16 protein-coding genes are annotated in these 19,185 nt (G+C 74.4%); 7 read left to right on the top strand and 9 right to left on the bottom strand.

From position 1 onward, the window contains the following. Window positions 1-51 precede the first annotated feature (51 nt). The gene (locus ACYP53_RS36765) at window positions 52-771 is read left to right on the top strand and encodes a TetR/AcrR family transcriptional regulator (RefSeq protein WP_459650603.1); all 720 of its coding nucleotides are present in this window, start codon (window positions 52-54) and stop codon (window positions 769-771) included. A gap of 64 nt (window positions 772-835) precedes the next feature. Here ACYP53_RS36765 and ACYP53_RS36760 read toward each other — a convergent pair whose 3' ends face one another. The 7 genes from ACYP53_RS36760 to ACYP53_RS36730 form a co-directional block, all read right to left on the bottom strand. Continuing rightward, a complete protein-coding gene (locus ACYP53_RS36760; protein WP_459650963.1) occupies window positions 836-1,951 on the bottom strand; it encodes a nitric oxide synthase oxygenase in 1,116 nt (371 codons plus the stop codon). 355 nt (window positions 1,952-2,306) lie between these two features. Then, a complete protein-coding gene (locus ACYP53_RS36755; RefSeq protein WP_229928286.1) occupies window positions 2,307-3,731 on the bottom strand; it encodes a sugar porter family MFS transporter in 1,425 nt (474 codons plus the stop codon). Between the two features lie 187 nt (window positions 3,732-3,918). Further along, entirely contained in the window at window positions 3,919-4,890 is a 972-nt protein-coding gene (gene egtD, locus ACYP53_RS36750) for an L-histidine N(alpha)-methyltransferase (protein WP_189913678.1), read from the bottom strand. A 43-nt stretch (window positions 4,891-4,933) separates the two neighbouring features. Then, entirely contained in the window at window positions 4,934-5,683 is a 750-nt protein-coding gene (egtC, locus tag ACYP53_RS36745; RefSeq protein WP_459650602.1) for an ergothioneine biosynthesis protein EgtC, read from the bottom strand. Then, the gene (gene egtB, locus ACYP53_RS36740) at window positions 5,683-7,095 is read right to left on the bottom strand and encodes an ergothioneine biosynthesis protein EgtB (RefSeq protein WP_459650601.1); all 1,413 of its coding nucleotides are present in this window, start codon (window positions 7,093-7,095) and stop codon (window positions 5,683-5,685) included. Before egtB ends, egtC begins: the two co-directional genes overlap by 1 nt. Continuing rightward, window positions 7,092-8,363 carry an ergothioneine biosynthesis glutamate--cysteine ligase EgtA gene (egtA, locus tag ACYP53_RS36735; protein ID WP_229928285.1) on the bottom strand — a complete coding sequence of 424 codons (1,272 nt, stop codon included), beginning with the start codon at window positions 8,361-8,363 and terminating at the stop codon, window positions 7,092-7,094. Before egtA ends, egtB begins: the two co-directional genes overlap by 4 nt. A gap of 313 nt (window positions 8,364-8,676) precedes the next feature. Then, window positions 8,677-9,912 carry an aminotransferase class I/II-fold pyridoxal phosphate-dependent enzyme gene (locus tag ACYP53_RS36730; RefSeq protein WP_459650600.1) on the bottom strand — a complete coding sequence of 412 codons (1,236 nt, stop codon included), beginning with the start codon at window positions 9,910-9,912 and terminating at the stop codon, window positions 8,677-8,679. Window positions 9,913-10,113: 201 nt separating this feature from the next. Here ACYP53_RS36730 and ACYP53_RS36725 point away from each other — a divergent pair, with 201 nt between their 5' ends. Then, window positions 10,114-10,698 carry an antibiotic biosynthesis monooxygenase gene (locus tag ACYP53_RS36725; protein WP_189913673.1) on the top strand — a complete coding sequence of 195 codons (585 nt, stop codon included), beginning with the start codon at window positions 10,114-10,116 and terminating at the stop codon, window positions 10,696-10,698. 78 nt (window positions 10,699-10,776) lie between these two features. Here the strand turns inward: ACYP53_RS36725 and ACYP53_RS36720 are convergent, their stop codons facing one another. Then, window positions 10,777-11,250 carry an SRPBCC family protein gene (locus ACYP53_RS36720; protein WP_459650599.1) on the bottom strand — a complete coding sequence of 158 codons (474 nt, stop codon included), beginning with the start codon at window positions 11,248-11,250 and terminating at the stop codon, window positions 10,777-10,779. 104 nt (window positions 11,251-11,354) lie between these two features. Continuing rightward, entirely contained in the window at window positions 11,355-13,136 is a 1,782-nt protein-coding gene (locus tag ACYP53_RS36715) for a glycoside hydrolase family 15 protein (protein WP_189913671.1), read from the bottom strand. Between the two features lie 264 nt (window positions 13,137-13,400). Here ACYP53_RS36715 and ACYP53_RS36710 point away from each other — a divergent pair, with 264 nt between their 5' ends. From ACYP53_RS36710 to ACYP53_RS36690, 5 genes are all read left to right on the top strand, one after another. After that, on the top strand, window positions 13,401-14,207 hold the full coding sequence (locus ACYP53_RS36710) for an SAM-dependent methyltransferase (RefSeq protein WP_459650598.1): 807 nt from the start codon (window positions 13,401-13,403) through the stop codon (window positions 14,205-14,207). After that, entirely contained in the window at window positions 14,204-14,404 is a 201-nt protein-coding gene (locus ACYP53_RS36705; RefSeq protein ID WP_459650597.1) for a hypothetical protein, read from the top strand. Before ACYP53_RS36710 ends, ACYP53_RS36705 begins: the two co-directional genes overlap by 4 nt. Next, complete coding sequence (locus tag ACYP53_RS36700; RefSeq protein ID WP_189913668.1) at window positions 14,401-16,515, top strand: putative bifunctional diguanylate cyclase/phosphodiesterase; 2,115 nt, start codon at window positions 14,401-14,403, stop codon at window positions 16,513-16,515. The genes ACYP53_RS36705 and ACYP53_RS36700 overlap by 4 nt, the downstream gene beginning before the upstream one ends. A gap of 431 nt (window positions 16,516-16,946) precedes the next feature. Next, on the top strand, window positions 16,947-17,852 hold the full coding sequence (locus ACYP53_RS36695; protein ID WP_268256525.1) for a glycosyltransferase family 2 protein: 906 nt from the start codon (window positions 16,947-16,949) through the stop codon (window positions 17,850-17,852). Continuing rightward, window positions 17,852-19,180 (top strand): glycosyltransferase, encoded by a 1,329-nt coding sequence (locus tag ACYP53_RS36690; protein ID WP_459650596.1) that lies wholly within the window; start codon window positions 17,852-17,854, stop codon window positions 19,178-19,180. The genes ACYP53_RS36695 and ACYP53_RS36690 overlap by 1 nt, the downstream gene beginning before the upstream one ends. Window positions 19,181-19,185 lie beyond the last annotated feature (5 nt).

Below are 19,185 nucleotides of genomic sequence, written 5' to 3'. Positions count from 1 at the left end.
GGCGCCTGACAGAATCGGTCCTCACCCACCCGACCGGAGGAAGACGCCACGATGGCCCGCCCACGCACCCCGCTGCTCAGCCGCGAGCGCATCGTCGCGGCCGCTCTGCGGCTGATCGACGAGGAGGGGCTGGACGCCCTCTCCACCCGCCGCCTCGCCACCGAGCTGTCGGTCAGCGGGCCCTCGCTCTACAACCACTTCGCCACCAAGGACGAGCTGCTGGACGCGGTGGTGGACAGCGTCATCGGCGAAGTCGACCTGTCGATGTTCGCCACCGCCGAGCGGGAAGCCGGAGCCGAGCGGGAGGCCGGAGCCGACGGGGAAGCCGGAGCCGAGCGGGAGGCCGGAGCCGACGGGACCCGCTGGCCGGAGGCGCTGCGCGACTGGGCCCGCTCCTACCGCGCCGCGCTGGCCGCCCACCCCAACATCGTCCCGGTCCTCGCCCAGGGCCCGGGCCGGCGGCCCAACGCGCTGCGCCTGGCCGACGCCGTCTTCGGCCACCTGGTCGAGGCCGGCTGGCCGCGCGGCCAGGCGACCAGGATCGGCGCGCTGATGCGCTACTTCGTCACCGGCTCCGCGCTGGCCTCCTTCGCGGCCGGCTTCCCGGCGGACGCCGAGGTCTACGACGCGGCCGACTACCCGCACCTCGGCGAGGCGCACCGGCTGGCCGGGCACCGCGGGTCGGTCGACGAGGGCGCCTTCGAGACCGGCCTGGAGGCGCTGCTCGACGGCCTCGCCCTGCGCTTCGCCCGCCTCCCGGCCCGGCCCTGACGGCAGCACCTCCCGCGCCGTACGGCAGGGCCCGTACGGGCGGCCTCGGTGTGGCGGGGTGCCGCTACCAGGCCTCGCGCGGGACGAAGGCCGGGCGGAGGGCCGGGTCGACCGGGTCGTAGTACCGGTGGTAGACGGGCGTCAGCCCGCCCGAGACCGGGGGCACGATCCAGCTCCAGTCCGTCGGGGTCGGCCGGCCGAGCCGCTCCTCCTGGGCCACGTGCTTGAGGAAGCGCTCCGACTCGGTGTGGTGGTCGGCGATGGTCACCCCGGCCTCCTGGAAGGAGTGCAGGACCGCGATGTTGAGCTCGATCAGCGCGCGGTCGCGCCAGAGCGTGCGGTCGCTGGAGGTGTCCAGGCCCAGCCGCTCGGCGACGGTGCCGAGCATGTCGTAGCGGTCGGCGTCGGCGAGGTTGCGGGCGCCGATCTCGGTGCCCATGTACCAGCCGTTGAACGGGGCGGTCGGGTAGCGGACGCCGCCGATCTCCAGCGTCATGTCGCTGATCGCCGGCACCGCGTACCAGCGCAGCCCGAGGTCGGCGAACCAGTCGTGCTCGGGGTGGCTGAGCGGCACCTCCAGCGTGCTGTCGTCGGGCAGTTCGTACCAGGCGGGGCGCTCGCCCGGGCGCTCCTGGACGAGCAGCGGCAGGACCTCGAAGCGGTCCTCGGCGCACTTCCACCCCAGCTCGCGGGCCCGTTCGGCGAGCGCGGCGCCGGCCGGGTCGCCGACGGTGCCGTTCTCGGTGCGGTGGCCGGCGTAGCGGACCAGCTGCTGGTTGAGGATCCGGGGGGCCGGGCGGCCCGGGCGGTCGGGGGCGAACACCGAGACCACCGGGCGGATCCGCCCGTCGTTGCCCGCCTGCCGCAGGTGCTCGAAGCACTCGGCGGCGATGTCGTCGGCGGAGGTCAGGTGGCGCAGGTCGCGGACGACCAGGCTGCGCCAGTACAGCCGGCCGATGCAGCGGGCGGCGTTGCGCCAGGCGAGCTTGGCGCCGTAGGTGAGTTCGGCGGGGGTGTGCCGGTAGCTGCCGGTGCGGTCGATCTCGTCGAGGACGGCGCGCAGCCGCGGTGCCGGGCTCCCGGCGGCGGGCTGCTCGTGGTGGAACCGCCGGATGAAGTCGGCGGCCTGGTCCGGGTCGGTGAACGGCGGTGGCGCGGACGGCCGGTGCGGGTCGGGCAGCTGCGCGTCCGGTGGCTGCGGCGCGGTCGGTTGCTGCGACTGTGGCGCGTCCGGCTGCCGTGGCGCGTCCGGTTGCTGCGGTTGCGGCCGGGGCGGCGGAACGGTCTGCGGGAACGCGCCCGGTGCGTGCGCGTGGCCGTGGCCGTACGGGCAGCCGCCGGTCGGGGCGGCGGCCGTGGTTCTGCGGGTGCGGAGCCGGTTGAAGATCAAGGACACATCCCTCCTGCCGCACAGGAGTACCGGAGGTGCCCGGTCCACCGCAGAGAGTGAACGATTCGGCCCCCGCACCCGCGCTGATCGCGCTAGGGTGCGGGGGCCGAAGGTCAGACTGTCGGATCAGCCGATGTCCGGGCTGTCAGCCCATGTCCTCGAGCCGGATGCCCTTGGTCTCCTTCAGGTACTTCGCCACGAAGAGGGCGGAGAGCGCCGCGAAGGCGGCGTAGATCAGGTAGGTCGCCGACAGGTTCCACCGCGACATGGACGGGAACGAGACGGTGATCACCCAGTTGGCGATCCACTGCGCGGAGGCGGCGACGGAGAGCGCGGCGGCGCGGATCCGGTTCGGGAACATCTCGCCGAGCATCACCCAGACGACCACGCCCCAGGACATCGCGAAGAACAGCACGAAGGCGTTGGCGGCGATCAGGGCGACGGTGCCCTGCAGGTCGGGCAGGGTGAGGTTGTCGCCGCTGCCGGTGGCCGCGGAGAACGCCCAGCCGGCCGCGCCGAGCGAGACCGCCATGCCGACCGAGCCGATCAGGGCGAGCGGCTTGCGGCCGATCCGGTCGACCAGCACGATCGCGATCACGGTGCCGAGGATGTTGATGACCGAGCCGATGAAGCTGATCAGCAGCGAGTTGCTCTGGTCGATGCCGACCGACTGCCACAGGATCGACGAGTAGTAGAAGATCACGTTGATGCCGACCAGCTGCTGGAAGACCGACAGGCCGATGCCGACCCAGACGATCGGGAGCAGGCCGAACCGGCCGCCGAGCAGGTCGCGGAAGCGCGGGCGGTGGTCGGAGTCGATCAGCGAGCGGATCTCGGCGATCCGGGCGTCGGTGTCCACGCCCTCGCCCTCGACCTGGGTGAGCACCTTGCGGGCGTCGGTCAGGCGGTCGGCCTGGATCAGGAAGCGCGGGGACTCGGGGATGACCGAGGCGAGCACGAAGTACACGACGGCCGGCAGGACGCAGATGCCCAGCATCCACTGCCAGGCCTCCAGGCCGAGCAGCTGCCCGCGGGTGTCGTCGCCGGCGGCCTGCGCCAGCAGCCAGTTGACCAGCTGGGATATCGCGATGCCGAGCACGATCGCGGCCTGCTGGAAGGAGGCGAGGCGGCCGCGGTACTTGGTCGGCGCGACCTCGGCGATGTAGGTCGGGGCGATCACCGAGGCGATGCCGATGGCCGCGCCGCCGAGGACACGCCACAAGGCGAGGTCCCAGGCGGAGAACGGCAGCATCGAGCCGACCGCGCTGACCGCGAACAGCAGGGCGCCGGCCTTCATGACCTTGATGCGGCCGTACCGGTCGGCGAACCGTCCGGCCATCGCGGCGCCGATCGCCGAGCCCAGCAGGGCCGAGGAGACGATCAGACCGGTCACGCCGCTTCCGACGCCGAACTTCGCCTGGATTCCGGAGACGGCGCCGTTGATCACGGAGCTGTCGTAGCCGAACAGGAAGCCGCCGAGTGCGGCGGCGGCGGTGATGAAGACGACGAAGCCGAGGCGGCCGGGCGCGGGGGCCTCGACCGCCCCGGAGGGCTGCTGGGTGACGCTCACGATCTCTGACTCCTGGTACTCAACGCTGAGTTCGTAGCCGAAATCGTAACCCCAATCGTTTAACTCTTGTACACCTAGTGGCTCAATCTGGTTCCTAGGATTCGTAAGGTGAACAACCAAATTGAGCTCCCCGGCACGGGTCCGGCGTGTGCCTGGTGCGCTCCCGGGCGCTCGCCGGCGGCCTCCGCTACGCCGGGGCGGAGAGCGAGAGCCCGAACCGGCCCGCCGGGTCCGTCCACCAGTGGCTCAGCCGCAGCCCGGCCGCCGCCAGCTCGTCGGCCACCCGTTCGCGGCGGAACTTGGCCGAGACCTCGGTGCGCAGCTCCTCGCCGCGGGCGAAGTGCACCGGCAGGTCCAGCGCCGGGATCTTCACGGTCTGCGAGCGCAGCGAGCGCAGCCGCATCTCGATCCACTCCCGCTCGGCGTCCCAGAGCGCGACGTGCTCGAAGGCGTCCGGGTCGAAGTCGGCGCCCAGCTCGCGGTTGAGCACGTTGAGCACGTTCCGGTTGAACTCGGCGGTCACCCCGGCGGAGTCGTCGTAGGCGGCGACCAGGACCGCCGGGTCCTTGACCAGGTCGGTGCCGAGCAGCAGGAAGTCGCCCGGGTCGAGGGAGCCGCGCAGGCCGCGCAGGAAGGCCGCGCGCTCCTCGGGCAGCAGGTTGCCGAGGGTGCCGCCGAGGAAGGCGACCAGGCGCGGGCCGCCCTCCGGGGGCAGGCCGAGCCGGGCGGTGAAGTCGGCCAGCACGCCGTGCACCGCCAGTCCGGGGTACTCGGCGGCCAGCGCGCTGCCGGCCGCGGTCAGCGCGCTCTCGCTGACGTCCACCGGGACGTACGTCTCCAGGGTGTCGAGCCCGCGCAGCGCGTCGAGCAGCAGCCGGGTCTTCTCGGAGGAGCCGGAGCCCAGCTCGACCAGGGTGCGGGCCCCGGTGGCGGCGGCGATCTCGCCGGCCCGGGCGGTCAGGATGGCCCGTTCGGCGCGGGTCGGGTAGTACTCGGGCAGCCGGGTGATCTCCTCGAACAGCTCGCTGCCCCGCGCGTCGTAGAACCACTTCGGCGGCAACCACTTGGGTTCGGCGGTCAGGCCGTGCTGGACGTCCTGGCGCAGCGTGGTGCTGAAGTGGTCGGCGGGCAGCAGTCGGGTGAGTTCGAAGGTGTCCATGACAGGGTGGTTCCTCTGTTCAGAAGATGAAGGGACAGTGGGGTCAGTCGCGGCCGGGGAGCGGGTGCACGGCGACGCCGTTCCCGTCGGCCAGCAGCAGCGAGCCGTCCGGGACGGCCGTCCAGTCCGGTGCGTCGTCGTACGGCTCGGAGGCCACCACCGTGCCGAGGCCGGGCAGGGTGCGGTGGTGCAGGGTGTCGCCCCAGGTGGTCGCGGCGAGCGCGGTGCCGTCGGTGAGCAGCAGGTTGAGCCGACCGGTGGTGTGCGCGGTGACGTCCGCGACGGTGCCCGCCAGCGCTTCGCCGAGCCCGGCGCCGGCCCGCAGCCGGTGCAGGGTCAGGCCCCACAGCAGGGCCGAGTCGGTGCGCGCCTCCAGCTCCAGCAGCTCGGCCGGCGGCAGCAGCGCGGCCAGGGCGTCCAGCTTGCCGGGCCAGCCGGCCACCGCGCCGTTGTGGCTGAACAGCCAGCGCCCGGCGCCGAACGGCGCGGCCGCGTTCTCGCCCGCCGCGCAGCCCTCGGTGGCGGAGCGCACGGCGGCCAGCAGCGCCCGGGTGCGGACCACCCGGGCGAGGTCGGCGAAGGCCGCGTCCGCCCAGATCGGCCCGGTCCGGCGGTAGCGGGCCGGGACCTCGTCGCCGTCCGCGTACCAGCCGAGGCCGAAGCCGTCCACGTTGACCGTGCCGTACTGCTGCGTCCGGGGCGCCCAGGACTGCCGCTGCAGCCCGTACGGCGGCTGCACCAGCAGCTCCCGTGGCGCCAACGGTTCACCCAGGTAGGCAAGATGACGGCACATCAGGCATCGCCCAGGTCACGGGCGGTGCGGAACCCGGCGAAGATCTGCCGCCGGATCGGGTAGTCCCAGTTGCGGAAGGTGCCGCGGCAGGCGACCGGCGCCACCGCGAAGCAGCCGCCGCGCAGCACCTTGTACTCGGGGCCGAAGAAGACCTCCGAGTACTCCTGGTACGGCCAGGCCCGGAAGCCCGGGTACGGGCGGAAGTCACTGGCCGTCCACTCCCAGACGTCGCCGATCAGCTGCCGGACGCCGTACGGGGACCGGCCCTCCGGGTAGCTGCCGGCCCCGGCCGGGCGCAGATGGCGCTGGCCGAGGTTGGCGTGCTCGGGGCCGGGCGCCTGGTCCCCCCAGGGGTAGCGGCGGGAGCGGCCGGTGGCTGGGTCGTGCCGGGCCGCCTTCTCCCACTCCGCCTCGGTCGGCAGCCGCCGCCCGGCCCACCGCGCGTACGCGTCCGCCTCGTACCAGCTGACGTGCAGCACCGGCTCGTCCGGCACCACCGGTTCGACCGCGCCGAAGCGGCGGCGCAGCCACTCGCCGTCCCGGTGCTGCCAGAACAGCGGGGCGGTCAGCCCGGCGCGCTGCCGGTGCTCCCAGCCCTCCGGCGTCCACCAGCGCGGCTCGTCGTAGCCGCCGTCGGCGATGAAGCGCTGGTAGGCGGCGTTGGTGACGGGCGTGGTGTCCAGCAGGAAGGCCGGCAGGTCGACGGTGTGCGCCGGGCGCTCGTTGTCCAGCGCCCACGGCTCGGTGTCCGTGCCCATGGTGAACGGGCCCGCCGGGATCAGGACTTCGGCGGGCAGCGCGGCCGCGTCCGCCGGTACGGGCGGCGGCGGGGGAGCGGCCAGTGCCGGCTCGCCCCTGCGCAGCTGATGGGTGATCAGCATCGTCTCGTCGTGCTGCTGTTCGTGCTGCGCGATCATCCCGAACGCGAACCCGGCCTCCAGCAGCGGAGCGCCCTCCAGCGGACTGGCGGCGAGCAGGTCCAGCACCCGGCCGCGCACCTCGTGGGAGTAGGCGCGGGCCTCGGCGGGCGGCAGCAGCGGCAGGCTGGGGCGCTCCGCCCGGGGGTGCTGGAAGGCGTCGTAGAGCCCGTCGATCTCCGGGTGCATCGGGTCGCGGCCGCCGACGTTGCGCAGCAGCCAGAGCTCCTCCTGGTTGCCGATGTGCGCGAGGTCCCAGACCAGCGGGGACATCAGCGGGGAGTGCTGGGCGGTGAGGTCGCCGTCCCCGACGCAGTCGGTCAGCGCGGCGGTCCGGGCGCGGGCGGCCAGCAGCTCGTCGGCGATGGTCTCGCGCAGGTCCTCGATGCCGCGGGCGGCCTCGATCCCGCGGGCGGCCCCGGGGTCGGTGGCGGTGCGGGGACCGGTGCGGGGTGCGGGAGCCGCGGTCGGGCCGTTCGGTCGGACGTCGGTCATGGTGCGGCCTCCTCCATGGGAGTGCGTCGGGTGCCGGAGCGCAGGGCGTCCAGCTGGTCGTCGGCCGGGCAGCGGCCGCGCGCGGGGTAGCGCTCGGCGAACTCGGCGACGGCGGTGCGCAACCGCCCGGCGCCGGGCAGGCGGCCCAGCGCGGCGTCGGCGGCGGCGAAGCAGGTGAGGGCGGCGCGGCGCAGCTCGGGGTCGGCCACCGCCAGGGTGGCGGCGCGGCGCCAGGCGTCGCTGCGGGGCGGGCGCGGACCGTCCTTGCCCTCCGGCCGGCCGGAGGGGTCCAGCGGTTCCAGCGCGGCCAGCGCGGTGTCGGCGGCCACCGGGTCGTCCAGCAGTGCGGTGACCAGCGCGGTGACCACCACCCAGCCGTCCCCGGGCTGGGCGTCGATCATCCGCAGCTCCAGGTGGCCGCGCGGGCGTACCGGCGGGAAGAGGGTGGTGCGGTGGTAGTCCAAGTCGGCGAGCGTGGGCGGGCGTTCGCCGCGACCGCGGATCCACTCGCGGAAGGTCAGTCCCGGCGGCGCCGTCCACGGCAGCCCCTCCGGCCTTCGTACGCACAGCACTTCGGCGTCCAGCACGTACTGCGCCCAGGCCTCGCGCGGGTCGCCGTGGTCCGGGTCCGGGGCCAGCGTGCGGGTCGGGTCCATCCGGGACCAGACGGTCTGCCGGGTCGACCGGTGTCCGGTCGGGCGGCCGTCCAGCAGCGGGGAGTTGGCGAAGGCGGCGATCAGCACCGGGCCCAGCCGGTGGACCAGCTGCCAGCGGCGTTCCACCGCCTGCGGACCGTCCGCGTCGCCGGCGTCCAGGCACACCTGCACCGACGCGGTACCGGTCATCATGATCCGGCCCCAGGGCCCGGCGGAGTCGAAGAAGCGCTCCATCGCGAGGTAGCGGGGGTGGTCCAGCACCATCCGCCGGGGGCGGGCCAGCGGGTCGGTCCCGGTGCCGGTGAGGCGCAGGCCCTGCGCCGCGAAGGCGGCCCGCAGGGCGGTCAGATCGCGTCGGGTGTCCTCGACGCAGGCCACGAGGCCGGTGGCGGGCGGGGAGCTGAGCTCGACCTGTCCGCCGGGTTCGAGCGTGAGGCGCGAACCGGAGGGGAGCGAGGTGCCGTCGGTGCCGCCGAGGGGCAGCGACTCCAGTGCGGCGTGGAGCAGTTCCGGCCTGACGGGCCGGGTGGGACATCGATCGTCATGGACGAACCACTCGACCTCGACCCCCACCAGCCGGGGCGGTCCGATCTTGAAACAGACACCCGACACGTGGCTGCGCGCCCCCGATTCGGTCAGCGGGGTCACCCCCGTGGGGGGCGGCGGTGCGCTCTGCCGGTCGGGCGGAGTGGCGGGGGATGTCGGTATCACCGGACTCACCATCCTCGGGATCACGATTGCGGCCCGGTCTACCTTGCCCAGTCTGCTACGGAGCATGCGGCGGCGCTCCGCAAAAATCGCGTGAATGTTCGTTTCCGCAGGTCAGGGGCGCAGCGAACGGGTGAAACCGGGGCCGGGAGCGGTCCGTGCGCAAGCGTGCGCACGGCGTTCCCGGCCCGGCACGTGCCTCGCGCAGCAGCCGGAGTCACGGGCGGATGGCGGGCCCAGCGTCGAGCCGCCCCAGCCGCTCCAGCCGGGCCAGCACGGTGTCCAGCACCGAGCCCGGCAGGGCGTAGTTCAGCCGCAGCGAACCGTGGCCGGCCTGGCCGAAATCGCCGCCGTCGGAAGCCTCCAGGCCGCAGCGCTCCAGCAGCGCCCGCCGGGCCGCCGCCGGCGGCAGGCCGAGGGCGGCGGCGTCCAGCCAGAGCAGGTACGAGGCCTGCGGGGCGGAGCGGACGGCGGGCCCGAGCCGGTCGGTCAGCCGGGTACGGGCGGCGGCGAGGTGGGCCAGCAGCGCGTCCAGCCACGGGCCGCCCTCGCGCAGCGCCGCGTGCTGCACGGTCTGCTCCACCAGCCCGCCCTCCCAGAGGCCGTAGCCCGCCAGGGCCTCGCCGAACCGGGCGCGCAGCGCGGGGTCGGGAACGAGCGCGAAGGCACTGGGGATGCCCGAGCAGTTGAAGGTCTTGCCCACCGAGTTCAGGGTCACCACGCCGTTCCGGTGGGCCGGGTCGACGGTGGTGACGGCGACGGGGTGGACGTGCCCGGGGTGGGTCAGGTCTCCGTGCACCTCGTCCGAGACCAGCAGCGCGCCCGCCTCCGCCGCCCGTCCGGCCAGCGCGCGCAGCCCGTCCGCCGGCCAGACCCGGCCGGAGGGGTTGTGCGGGCTGCTGAGCAGCACGGCGGCGGCCGGGCCGGGGAACGGGCCGTCCGGGAGTTGGTAGCCGTCCGGGCCGACGGGCAGCGGCAGTTCCCGGTACGGGAGCCGCGCGGCGCGGCAGAGCTGGGCGAATCCGCCCCACTCGGGGGCGGGGAAGAGGACGGGCGGGTACGGCGCGGTCTGCGGCCGGACGGTCTCCAGCAGGACGCGCAGGGCGGTGCGGGGGCCGCAGGGCAGCAGCAGGACCCAGTCCGGATCCACCTCGACCCCGTGCCGGGCGCGGTACCAGTCGGCCACCAATGTGCGGCCGGACGGGTCGCACACCGTGTAGCCGTACGCGTGGTGGCGGGCGCGCCGGGCCAGGGCCCGGGCGACGGCGGGCGGGCCGGGGAGGTCCATGTCGGCGAGGCCCATCGGGATCACCCCGGGGTCCCCGGCCCGGGCCCACTTGCTGCTGCCCGTACCGGAGCGGTCGAAGGGGGCGACGAAGTCGAAGCCCTCGGCGGGGCCGGGCCGGTCGGCGGGGTCGGTGGGGCCGGTGGGCGTGGCGGGTGGGGCGGTCATGGGCGGGCCTCCGGTGCGTCGGGACGCTCCGGCCACGTTAGGGCTTGTGGCGCCGTGGCGTCCCACGGTTCGGGCGCGGGTGGGCGGATCACCGGGCGGCCCGTAGGCTGCCCGGCGGCTCGCGGCCGCTGGGCCGGCGGGGACGCGCGAACGACGCGCCAACGGGGACGGTCGGGGAGACCGGGGAGAGGGGCGGCGAGGATGGCTGCGACGGTACGGGGGGCGGTCGGTGGGCCGACCGAGCAGGGCGAGGAGGTCACGCTGTTCGTGGCGCGGCGGGTGGAGCCGGGGTACGAGGAGGCCTTCGAGCGGTGGGCGGAGGGCATCCTCGCCGCGGCCACCGAGCACGCGGGCAACCTCGGCACCGGGCTGCTGCGCCCGTCCGGCCCGGACGAACCCTGGCACCTGCTGCTGCACTTCCGGGACACCGAGGCGTTCCGTTCCTGGCAGGACTCCCCGGTGCGGGCGGCCTGCTTCGCCAAGGCGGACGGCCACCACCACGAGGTGCACCGGCACGAGATCCACGGGATGGAGGGCTGGTTCGCCACCACCCCGGGCGCCGCGCAGCGCCGGCCGCCGGTGCGCTGGCGGATGGCGGTGGCCTCGACGATCGCCATCGCGCCACTGGTCGTGGCCTCCGCGGTCCTGATCGGGCCGCACCTGACGGGCCTGCCGGTGGCCGTCCGACCGCTGGTCACCGCGCCGCTGATCAGCGTGCTGATGACGTACGCGGCGCTGCCGGTGGTGACCCGGGCGCTGCGGCGGTGGCTCTTCCCGGGGGCGTAGGGCTAACAGATGACAACTGACAGATGACAACTTTCAGCTGACAGATTTCAGATTTCGAAATCTGAAATCTGTCAGCTGTCATCTGAACGTCGTCCGCCCGCCCGCCGTCAGATGCGCCGCCAGCCCGCGCCGCCCCCGGCGCATCATCACCGCGTGGTTGGCCCGGAACACCGGGTGCAGCGGCAGGGCCAGACGGCGCAGCAGCGGTTTCCCGGGCCGGGTGTCCTCCTCGAACAGCACCCGGCTGCCGGCACCGTCCCCGTCGTCCGGGGTGACGGTGAACCGTGACCACCCGTTCAGGTCGCCGTGCATCGCGACCTCCAGGACTCCGGCCACCGGGTCCCGCCGGCGCGTCTCCAGGCCGATCACCAGCCGGTACGGCAGCAGCGCGCGCACCACGACTTCCCCGGTCTCGTCGCCGGTCGGCCGGACCTCGCGGATCTCCGGCCACCACAGCGGATAACTCCGGACGTCCTCCAGCGCCGCGTACACGGCGCGCGCCGGTGCCGCGAGCCGCCAAACGACCCGGAAGCGGTAGCGGTTGGGGTCCACGCACTCACCCTATCCCCGTACCGCGCCGCCCCGGCAGGCCTTTCCGTGGTCGTGCCGCGGCCCCGCCCGCGGCTGTCCCGTCCGTGGCTTCCCGCCCGTCGCCGCTACCCGGGCTCGGCCAGTGCGAAGGCGGTGTTGACCAGCGCCACATGGCTGAACGCCTGTGGTGTGTTGCCGAGTTGGCGTCTGGCATGCGGGTCCCACTGTTCGGAGAGCAGTCCGAGGTCGTTGGCGTGCCCGACCACCCGCGCGAACAGCGCCCGCGCCTCGTCCGTCCGTCCCATCGCGGCGAGCGCGTCGGCGAGCCAGAACGAGCAGGCCAGGAAGGCGCCTTCGCCGCCCGGGAGCCCGTCGCCGTGGGTGCCGGCCCGGTAGCGGCGGACCAGCCCGCCGTGGTCGAGCCCGTCCCGGACGGCGTCCACGGTGCGCACGACCCGGGGGTCGTCCGGCGGCAGGAAGCCGGTCTTGACCACGAACAGGGTGGCCGCGTCCAGCCCCCGCCCCCCGTAGTGCTGGACGAACACGCCGCGCTGCCGGTCGTAGCCGTGCGCGCAGACGTCGGCGTGGACGGCGTCGCGCAGCGCCCGCCAACGGTCGGCCGGCGCGGGCAGTCCGGTGGTCTCGGCGAGCCGGACGGCGCGGTCGGCGGCCACCCAGCACATCACCTTGGAGTGGACGAAGTGCCGCCGCCCGCCGCGTACTTCCCACAGTCCTTCGTCCGGCTCGCGCCAGTGCCGTTCGAGGTGGTCCATCAGCGAGCGCAGCAGCGTCCAGACGTGCCGTTCCATCGGCAGGCCCGCCAGCAGCGCGAGGTGGAGGGTGTCCACCACCTCGCCGTAGACGTCGAGTTGGAGCTGGTCGACGGCGGCGTTGCCGAACCGGACCGGCCGCGAGCCCTCGTACCCGGGCAGCCAGTCGGCGGTGGTCTCGCCGAGCACCCGCTCCCCGGCGACCCCGTACACGGTCTGGACGTGCCGGGGGCCTCCCGCGATGGCGCGCAGCAGCCAGCGTCGCCAGGCGGCGGCCTCCTCCCGGAATCCGCCGCGCAGCAGGGCGGAGAGCGTCATCGAGGAGTCGCGCAGCCAGCAGAAGCGGTAGTCCCAGTTGCGCGGGCCGCCGATCCGCTCCGGCAGGGAGGAGGTGGCGGCCGCGACGATCCCGCCGGTGGGGGCGTAGGAGAGCGCCTTGAGGGTGAGCAGTGAACGCAGCACGGCCGAGCGCCACTCGCCCCGGTAGCGGCAGCCGGACGCCCAGCGCTGCCACCGGTCGAGGGTGGCGAGCAGCGCCTGCTCGGGGTCGGTGCGCGGGGCGGAGGCCAGGTGGGAGGGCTGCCAGGTGAGGACGAAGGGCACGCGGAGCCCGGCGGTGACGGTGAACTCCGAGGTGGTGACGCCGTCCAGTCCGTACGTGTGGACCCCCGGTGGCACCCGCAGCCAGGCGGAGTCGGGCCCGGCGACGGCGACCCGGTGGTGCCCGGTGCGCCGGACCCACGGGTCGATCCGCCCGTAGTTGAAGCGCAGCCGCAGGGCGCCGCGCATCGGGACGGTGCCGTCGAGGCCCTCCACGATCCGGATCAGCTGCGGGTCGCGTTGCCCGTCCTGGCCGCGCTGCGGCATGAAGTCGGTGATCCGCACCCGCCCGTCGGGGGCCTGCCACTCGCTCACCAGGACCAGGCTGTCGCCCTGGTACCGGCGGGTGTGGCACTCGGCGGCGCCGGCCGGGGCGATCCGCCAGGCGCCGTGGCGCTGGTCGCCGAGCAGCCCGGCGAAGCAGCTGGGGGAGTCGAAGCGGGGCAGGCAGAGCCAGTCGACCGATCCGTCCCGGCCCACCAGGGCGGCGGTCTGCAGGTCGCCGATGAGGGCGTAGTCCTCGATGCCTCCGGTCATGACGGCCTCCGGTCATCACGCCCATTGTGGGTCGCGCCCCCGCCATCCCGCAGGTCGGACGACGCGCCCGTCGACCCGCCCGTCGGCCCCCGGGAAGCCTCCAGGAGTCCCCCAGGAGTCCCCCGGGAGCCCCTTGGGAGTCCGGCACTCCGCTTGCACCCGTTCGAGGTGCGGAGGAGGATCTTCTGTGCTTGTAGTCTCATCTGTCACAGGAGTGCCCTGGCGGCACTGCCTTCCCGTAACCGGAGTGAAGGAGTCACAGGCATGCGGCGACCGAGCTGGGTACCGGAGGGCACGGACCTGGACAAACCGAACGCCGCGCGGGTCTACGACTACTACCTGGGGGGCTCGCACAACTTCGAGGTCGACCGGGAGATGGCCCGCAAGGCGCTGGCCCTGTGGCCGGAGCTGCCGCAGATCATGCGCTCCAACCGGGCCTTCCTGCGCCGCGCCGTGACCTTCCTCGCCGAGCAGGGCGTCACCCGCTTCCTCGACATCGGCTCCGGCATCCCGACCTTCGGCGCGGTGCACGAGATCGCCCGGGCGATCCGCCCCGAGGCGAAGGTCGTCTACGTGGACCGCGACCCGGTCGCCGTCGCACACAGCCGGCTGCTGCTGGAGGGCGACCCGGCCAGCTCCGTCGTCCAGGCCGACCTGCGCGACGTCGACGACCTGATGGCCCGCCCCGAGGTCACCGAACTGCTCGCGGAGGGCGAGCCGGTGGCCGTGCTGCTGGTGGCCGTCGCGCACTTCGTCAGTGACGACGAGGACCCGTGCAAGCTGATCGGCGTGATCCGGGACGCCCTCCTCCCGGGCAGCGCGCTGGTGCTCTCGCACGCGTCCCTGGAGGGCCGCCCCGACCAGGCGGAGGACCACCAGAAGCTCTACCGGATGACGCCGACCCCGCTGACCATGCGCACCCACGAGCAGATCACCGCGATGTTCGCCGGTTTCGACCTGGTCGAGCCGGGCGTGGTCTACCTGCCGCAGTGGCGCCCGGACCAGCCGGAGTCGGTCGGCGAGCACCCCGAGCGGATGACCGGGGTGGCGGGCGTGGGGTTCCGCCCTTGAGCGGACGGGACGGACGAGACACCGACGGCCGCCCGCCCGGCGCGGCGGCCGCCGGGAGACCGGCGCTGCCCGCGCACGGCGGCACGGCCGGCGGCGAGCACGGCGGCACGGTCCGCGGCGAGCGCGGCGGCACACCGGTGCCCGCGCTCGGACACGCGGCGTCCGGCCGGCACGACGGGCCCGGGGTGCGCCGATGAGCGGCACCCCGGTACGCGGCGACGCCGAGCGGTTCCACGAGGAGTGGGCCCGGCTGCTCTCGGCCGACCACGGCATCGCCGTCCACCCCGACCTGCTGAACCGGCTGGTCGCGCGGACCGCCGCGCTGCTGCACCGCGCCCAGGGGGACACCCCGTTCGAGCCGAGGCTGGCCACGCAGGCCGGCGCCGAGCTGGTCGACGCGCACTTCACCGACCCGGTGCTGCTGGCCCGGGCGGTCGAGCTGCTCCAGGCGCAGCGGCTGGCGGACGACCGCGGCCCGGCCCTGACCGGCGCGTTCGCGGCCGGCTGGGCGGCCGCCCTGCGCGAGCGCACGCTGCGCGAGCAGGAGGCGATCCGCACGGCCGCCGACGCCGCCCGCAAGGAGGCGGAGCGGGCGCTGCGCGCCTCCGAGGCGCGGTTCCGGGCGCTGTTCGAGAGCGCGGCGATCGGCATCGGCATCGGTGACACCGACGGCAACATCATGGCCGTCAACAAGGCCCTGCAGGAGCTGTTCGGCGCGGGCCCGGCGGACATGATCGGCCGCCGGGTCGGCGACCTCGTCCACCCCGAGGACACCCCGGGCGTGTGGGAGGCGTACGAGGAGCTGATCAGCGGCAAGCGGGACTACTTCCAGTTCGACAAGCCGTACTACCGGCAGGACGGCGAGGTGGTCTGGACCCACCTGACCGTCTCGCTGATCCGCGACGACGACGGCGCCCCGCAGTACCAGGTCGCGATGCTGGAGGACGTCACCGACCGGTACCGGCTCCAGGAGCGGCTGCGCCACCAGGCCACCCACGACCCGCTGACCGGCCTGCCGAACCGCGCCGCCTTCTTCGAGCGGCTGGAGACGCTGTTCGAGGATCCGGAGCCGGGCGCCCGTTTCGGCCTCTGCTACGTCGACCTCGACGGCTTCAAGGTGGTCAACGACAGCCTCGGACACGACATGGGCGACCAGCTGCTGTCCGCGGTCGCCGCCCGGCTGAAGGCCGCCCTGACCCCGCTCGGCCACCTGGTGGCCCGGCTCGGCGGTGACGAGTTCGTCGTCCTGCTGGAGCAGTGCCGCGGTGAGCAGGAGGCGGTGGCGGCGGCCAAGACGGTGCTCAGGGCGCTGGACGGGCCGGTGCTGATCGGTGACCACAAGCTCGCGGTGGGTGCCAGCGTGGGCGTGCTGGAGCGGCGGGTGTCCACGACGACCCCGGGCGCCGCCGTCCGGGCCGCCGACCTCACGCTGTACCGCGCGAAGGAGGCCGGCCGCGGTCGCTGGACGCTGTTCGACCCCAAGGAGAACGCCCGCGCGGTCAGCCGCTATGCGGTGTCGGTGCGGATGCCGGCGGCCCTCGACCGCGGCGAGTTCTTCATCGACTACCAGCCGCTGTACCGGCTCGCGGACGGCCGGCTGGCCGCCGTGGAGGCGCTGGTGCGCTGGCGTCACCCGCAGCTCGGCGTGCTCGGCCCGGACGAGTTCGTCACCACGGCCGAGGAGACCGGGCTGATCATGCCGCTCGGCCGCTGGGTGCTGGAGCAGGCGTGCGGTCAGGCCGCGGACTGGATCAAGCGGTTCGGCGACGCGGCGCCGCAGCTCAACGTCAACCTGGCGGTCCGCCAGGCCCGCAACGCCGGGCTGGTCGGCGACCTCGGCCGGATCCTGGACGGCAGCGGGCTGGACCCGGCCCGGCTGCAGCTGGAGATCACCGAGTCGACCGTGGTCGGGCCCGAGGACGAGGCGCTGCGCACCCTGCACGGGCTGGTCGACCTCGGGGTGTCGCTGGCCGTGGACGACTTCGGGACCGGCTGGTCCAACCTCGCCTACCTGCGCGACCTTCCGGTCTCCGGGCTGAAGATCGCCGGGTCCTTCGTGGGCGATCTGCACGAGCCGGGCAAGGACGAGTCCACCGGGTGGCGGATCGTCAGCGGTCTGGTGTCGATGGCGCACACGCTCGGACTGAACGTCACGGCCGAGGGTGTGGAGACCGCCAGGGACGCCGAGCGGCTGCGGACCATCGGCTGCGACTGGGCGCAGGGCTGGCACTTCGGCCGCCCGGTGCGACCGGCCGAGATCGCCCGGCGGATCGTGGAGGAGCCGAAGGGGCGTCCGATCGAGGGCTGAGCCGCCCGGTTCGGACGAGGGTGGACGGGGGCCCGCAGCGGGCCCCAAGGCATATACATTACCCAGCGTCATCAAAAGTCGCCATAAAAGCGGACGGAAGACTCTTGACGTGACTGTCCGTACCGGCGGAGGATGGGGTTCTGGCCCCCTCCCACCGAGGTGGTGAGGACTCTCGGCCAGTTCGTACGATCGGCGCCTCCGGGCGCCGGGAGCGCGACGGCGGTGCGCACCCCACTCGGCCGCCACAGCCGCTCCAACGTATTGGCAGCCCCGGGACCCCGTCTCCGGGATCCCCTTCCGGGCTTCCCCACCGGGCTCGACCCGCGCGTATCCGCCCGCACCGGTCGCCCGTTCGCCGGACACCAGGGGCCGCGCCGTGCCGGCGCCCGCCCACAGCCTCCCCCCGAGAGGCCGCTCAGATGAGCACCACCATGTCTCCCGACGCAGACTCCCGCCCCGCCCGGAGCCCCGGCTCCGTGCCCGATCGGACCGCGCCCGACCGCGCCGGGCCCGACCGCCCGGCCCACCCGAACCGGCGCGCCGACGACCGGGCCGACCGCCGGGCCGACGACCGGACCGACCGCCGCCGCGCCGAGCGGCCGTCGCGCCGGGCCGGCGACGGCATCGGCACCACCCACCGGGTCAGCCTCGTGATCCCGGCCCACAACGAGGCCCGCAACATCCCCTGGGTCTTCGAGCAGATCCCGCGCTGCGTCGACGAGGTCATCCTGGTCGACGGCGCGTCCAGCGACGCGACCGTCCCGATGGCCCGGTACTGCCTGCCGACGGTCCGCAGCGTCCAGCAGCGCGGCCCCGGCAAGGGCAACGCCCTGCGCACCGGGTTCGCCGCCGCCACCGGCGAGTACGTCGTCATGATGGACGCCGACGGTTCCATGTGGCCCGGCGAGATCCCGCACTTCCTGCACTTCCTGGACAACGGGTTCGACTTCGTCAAGGGCTCGCGCTGCATCGCCGGCGGCGGTTCGCTCGACTTCACCCGGGTCCGCTCGCTCGGCAACCGGGCCCTGCTCGCCGTCGTCAACAAGCTGTACGACACGCGGCTCACCGACCTGTGCTACGGCTACTGCGCCTTCCGCCGTTCCTTCCTGGACGCGCTCGACCTGCGGTCCACCGGCTTCGAGATCGAGGCCGAGATGGTCGCGCACGCGCTGCGCTCCGGGCTGCGGATCGCCGAAGTGCCGAGCCTGGAACTCCCCCGCCGCAGCGGTCGCTCGCACCTGCACGCCGTCTCCGACGGCCGCCGGGTGCTGAGGACCCTGATCGCCGAGCGCCCCGGTGCCCGGTCCCCGGCGGCCGCCCCCGCGGGGGAGCGCTGATGAATGGCACCGACCGGCGCACCGCAGCCGCCTGCCCGCGCCCCGCCGTCCGCGACTCGCTCCACACCCCCGTCCGCGTCGTCGACCTGGACCTGGACGAGCCGAGCGGGCTGCGCTCGCCCGGCGGTCTCGGTGCCGGCGCCCCGGACGGACGCGTGTTGGCGTTGGTGCGGCTGCACGGACACCCGCTCGGCTTGGTCACGGCCACCGGGGCAGCCGGCCACAGCGCCGAGCTGCGTCGGGCGCTGGTCGACGCCGCTCACCGGGAACTGCGCGTTCCCGCCCTGTCCACCGCGACACCCGCGGCGCGCCCTGGTCGGGCCGGCCGCGCCCGGGTGCCCGCGGGCCCGGTCACCGTCAGCGTGGTCGTCGCCACCCACAACCGCGCGGGCATGCTGCGATCCTGCCTCGACTCCCTGCTGCGGAACGGCTATCCGCGGTTCGAGGTCGTCGTCGTGGACAACGCCCCCGCCGACGACAGCGCCGAACGGCTGATCCGGGACCGGTACCGGAGCCGGGTCCGCTACCTGCGCGAGCCGGTGGCGGGCCTGGCCCGGGCCCACAACACCGGGCTGGCCGCCGTCACCGGCGAGATCGTCGCCTTCACCGACGACGACACCCTCGCCGACCCCGACTGGATCGGCGCCCTGGCGCGGACCTTCGCCGAGGACGAGCGGATCGGCTGCGTCACCGGCCTGATCCTGCCCGCCGAACTCGACACCCCCGCCCAGGCCGCGCTGGAGCACCACGGCGGCTTCGCCAAGGGCTTCGCCGCCCGGACCTGGACCCTCGCCGACCGCCTCGCCGACCCGCTCTTCCCGTTCGCCGCCGGCCGCTTCGGCTCCGGCGCCAACATGGCCTTCCGTACCGCGCCGCTGCGCGCCCTCGGCGGCTTCGACCCCGCCACCGGTACCGGCACCCCGGCCCGCGGCGGCGACGACCTGCTCGCCTTCTTCCGCATCCTGGTCGCCGGCCACGCCCTTGCCTACGTGCCCGACGCCATCATCTGGCACCGCCACCGGCGCACCATGGACGCCCTGCCGGCCCAGGCCTTCGGCTACGGCGCGGGCTTCGGCGCCTACCTCGTCGCCGCCCTGCACCACGAACCCGCCATGCTGCCCGCCCTGTTGCGCCGCCTGCCCAGCGGCCTCCGCTACGCGGCCCACCGCGCCCGCACCCGGCCGGACCCGGGCGGGGCGGGCCGTCGCCCCACCCGGCGCCTCGCCCGGCTGGAGCTGCAGGGCCTGCTCTACGGCCCGCTCGGGTACGCGCGCAGCGTCCACCTGGTCCGGGCACTCGCCCGGACCCCCGCGGGCCGGACCGGGTGAACCCG

The sequence above is a fragment of the Kitasatospora sp. Ki12 genome (genome assembly GCF_054601375.1).
This window is presented reverse-complemented; position numbering and strand designations above follow the sequence as displayed.

What these genes read in the sequence shown, in the direction of transcription:
- ACYP53_RS36725 (WP_189913673.1), top strand. Translation starts at nt 10,114, where the DNA reads ATGGCTGCGACGGTACGGGGGGCGGTCGGTGGGCCGACCGAGCAGGGC.
- egtB (WP_459650601.1), bottom strand. Translation starts at nt 7,095, where the DNA reads ATGACCGACGTCCGACCGAACGGCCCGACCGCGGCTCCCGCACCCCGC.
- ACYP53_RS36695 (WP_268256525.1), top strand. Translation starts at nt 16,947, where the DNA reads ATGTCTCCCGACGCAGACTCCCGCCCCGCCCGGAGCCCCGGCTCCGTG.
- egtC (WP_459650602.1), bottom strand. Translation starts at nt 5,683, where the DNA reads ATGTGCCGTCATCTTGCCTACCTGGGTGAACCGTTGGCGCCACGGGAG.
- ACYP53_RS36730 (WP_459650600.1), bottom strand. Translation starts at nt 9,912, where the DNA reads ATGACCGCCCCACCCGCCACGCCCACCGGCCCCACCGACCCCGCCGAC.
- ACYP53_RS36710 (WP_459650598.1), top strand. Translation starts at nt 13,401, where the DNA reads ATGCGGCGACCGAGCTGGGTACCGGAGGGCACGGACCTGGACAAACCG.
- ACYP53_RS36715 (WP_189913671.1), bottom strand. Translation starts at nt 13,136, where the DNA reads ATGACCGGAGGCATCGAGGACTACGCCCTCATCGGCGACCTGCAGACC.
- ACYP53_RS36700 (WP_189913668.1), top strand. Translation starts at nt 14,401, where the DNA reads ATGAGCGGCACCCCGGTACGCGGCGACGCCGAGCGGTTCCACGAGGAG.
- egtD (WP_189913678.1), bottom strand. Translation starts at nt 4,890, where the DNA reads ATGGACACCTTCGAACTCACCCGACTGCTGCCCGCCGACCACTTCAGC.
- ACYP53_RS36690 (WP_459650596.1), top strand. Translation starts at nt 17,852, where the DNA reads ATGAATGGCACCGACCGGCGCACCGCAGCCGCCTGCCCGCGCCCCGCC.
- ACYP53_RS36765 (WP_459650603.1), top strand. Translation starts at nt 52, where the DNA reads ATGGCCCGCCCACGCACCCCGCTGCTCAGCCGCGAGCGCATCGTCGCG.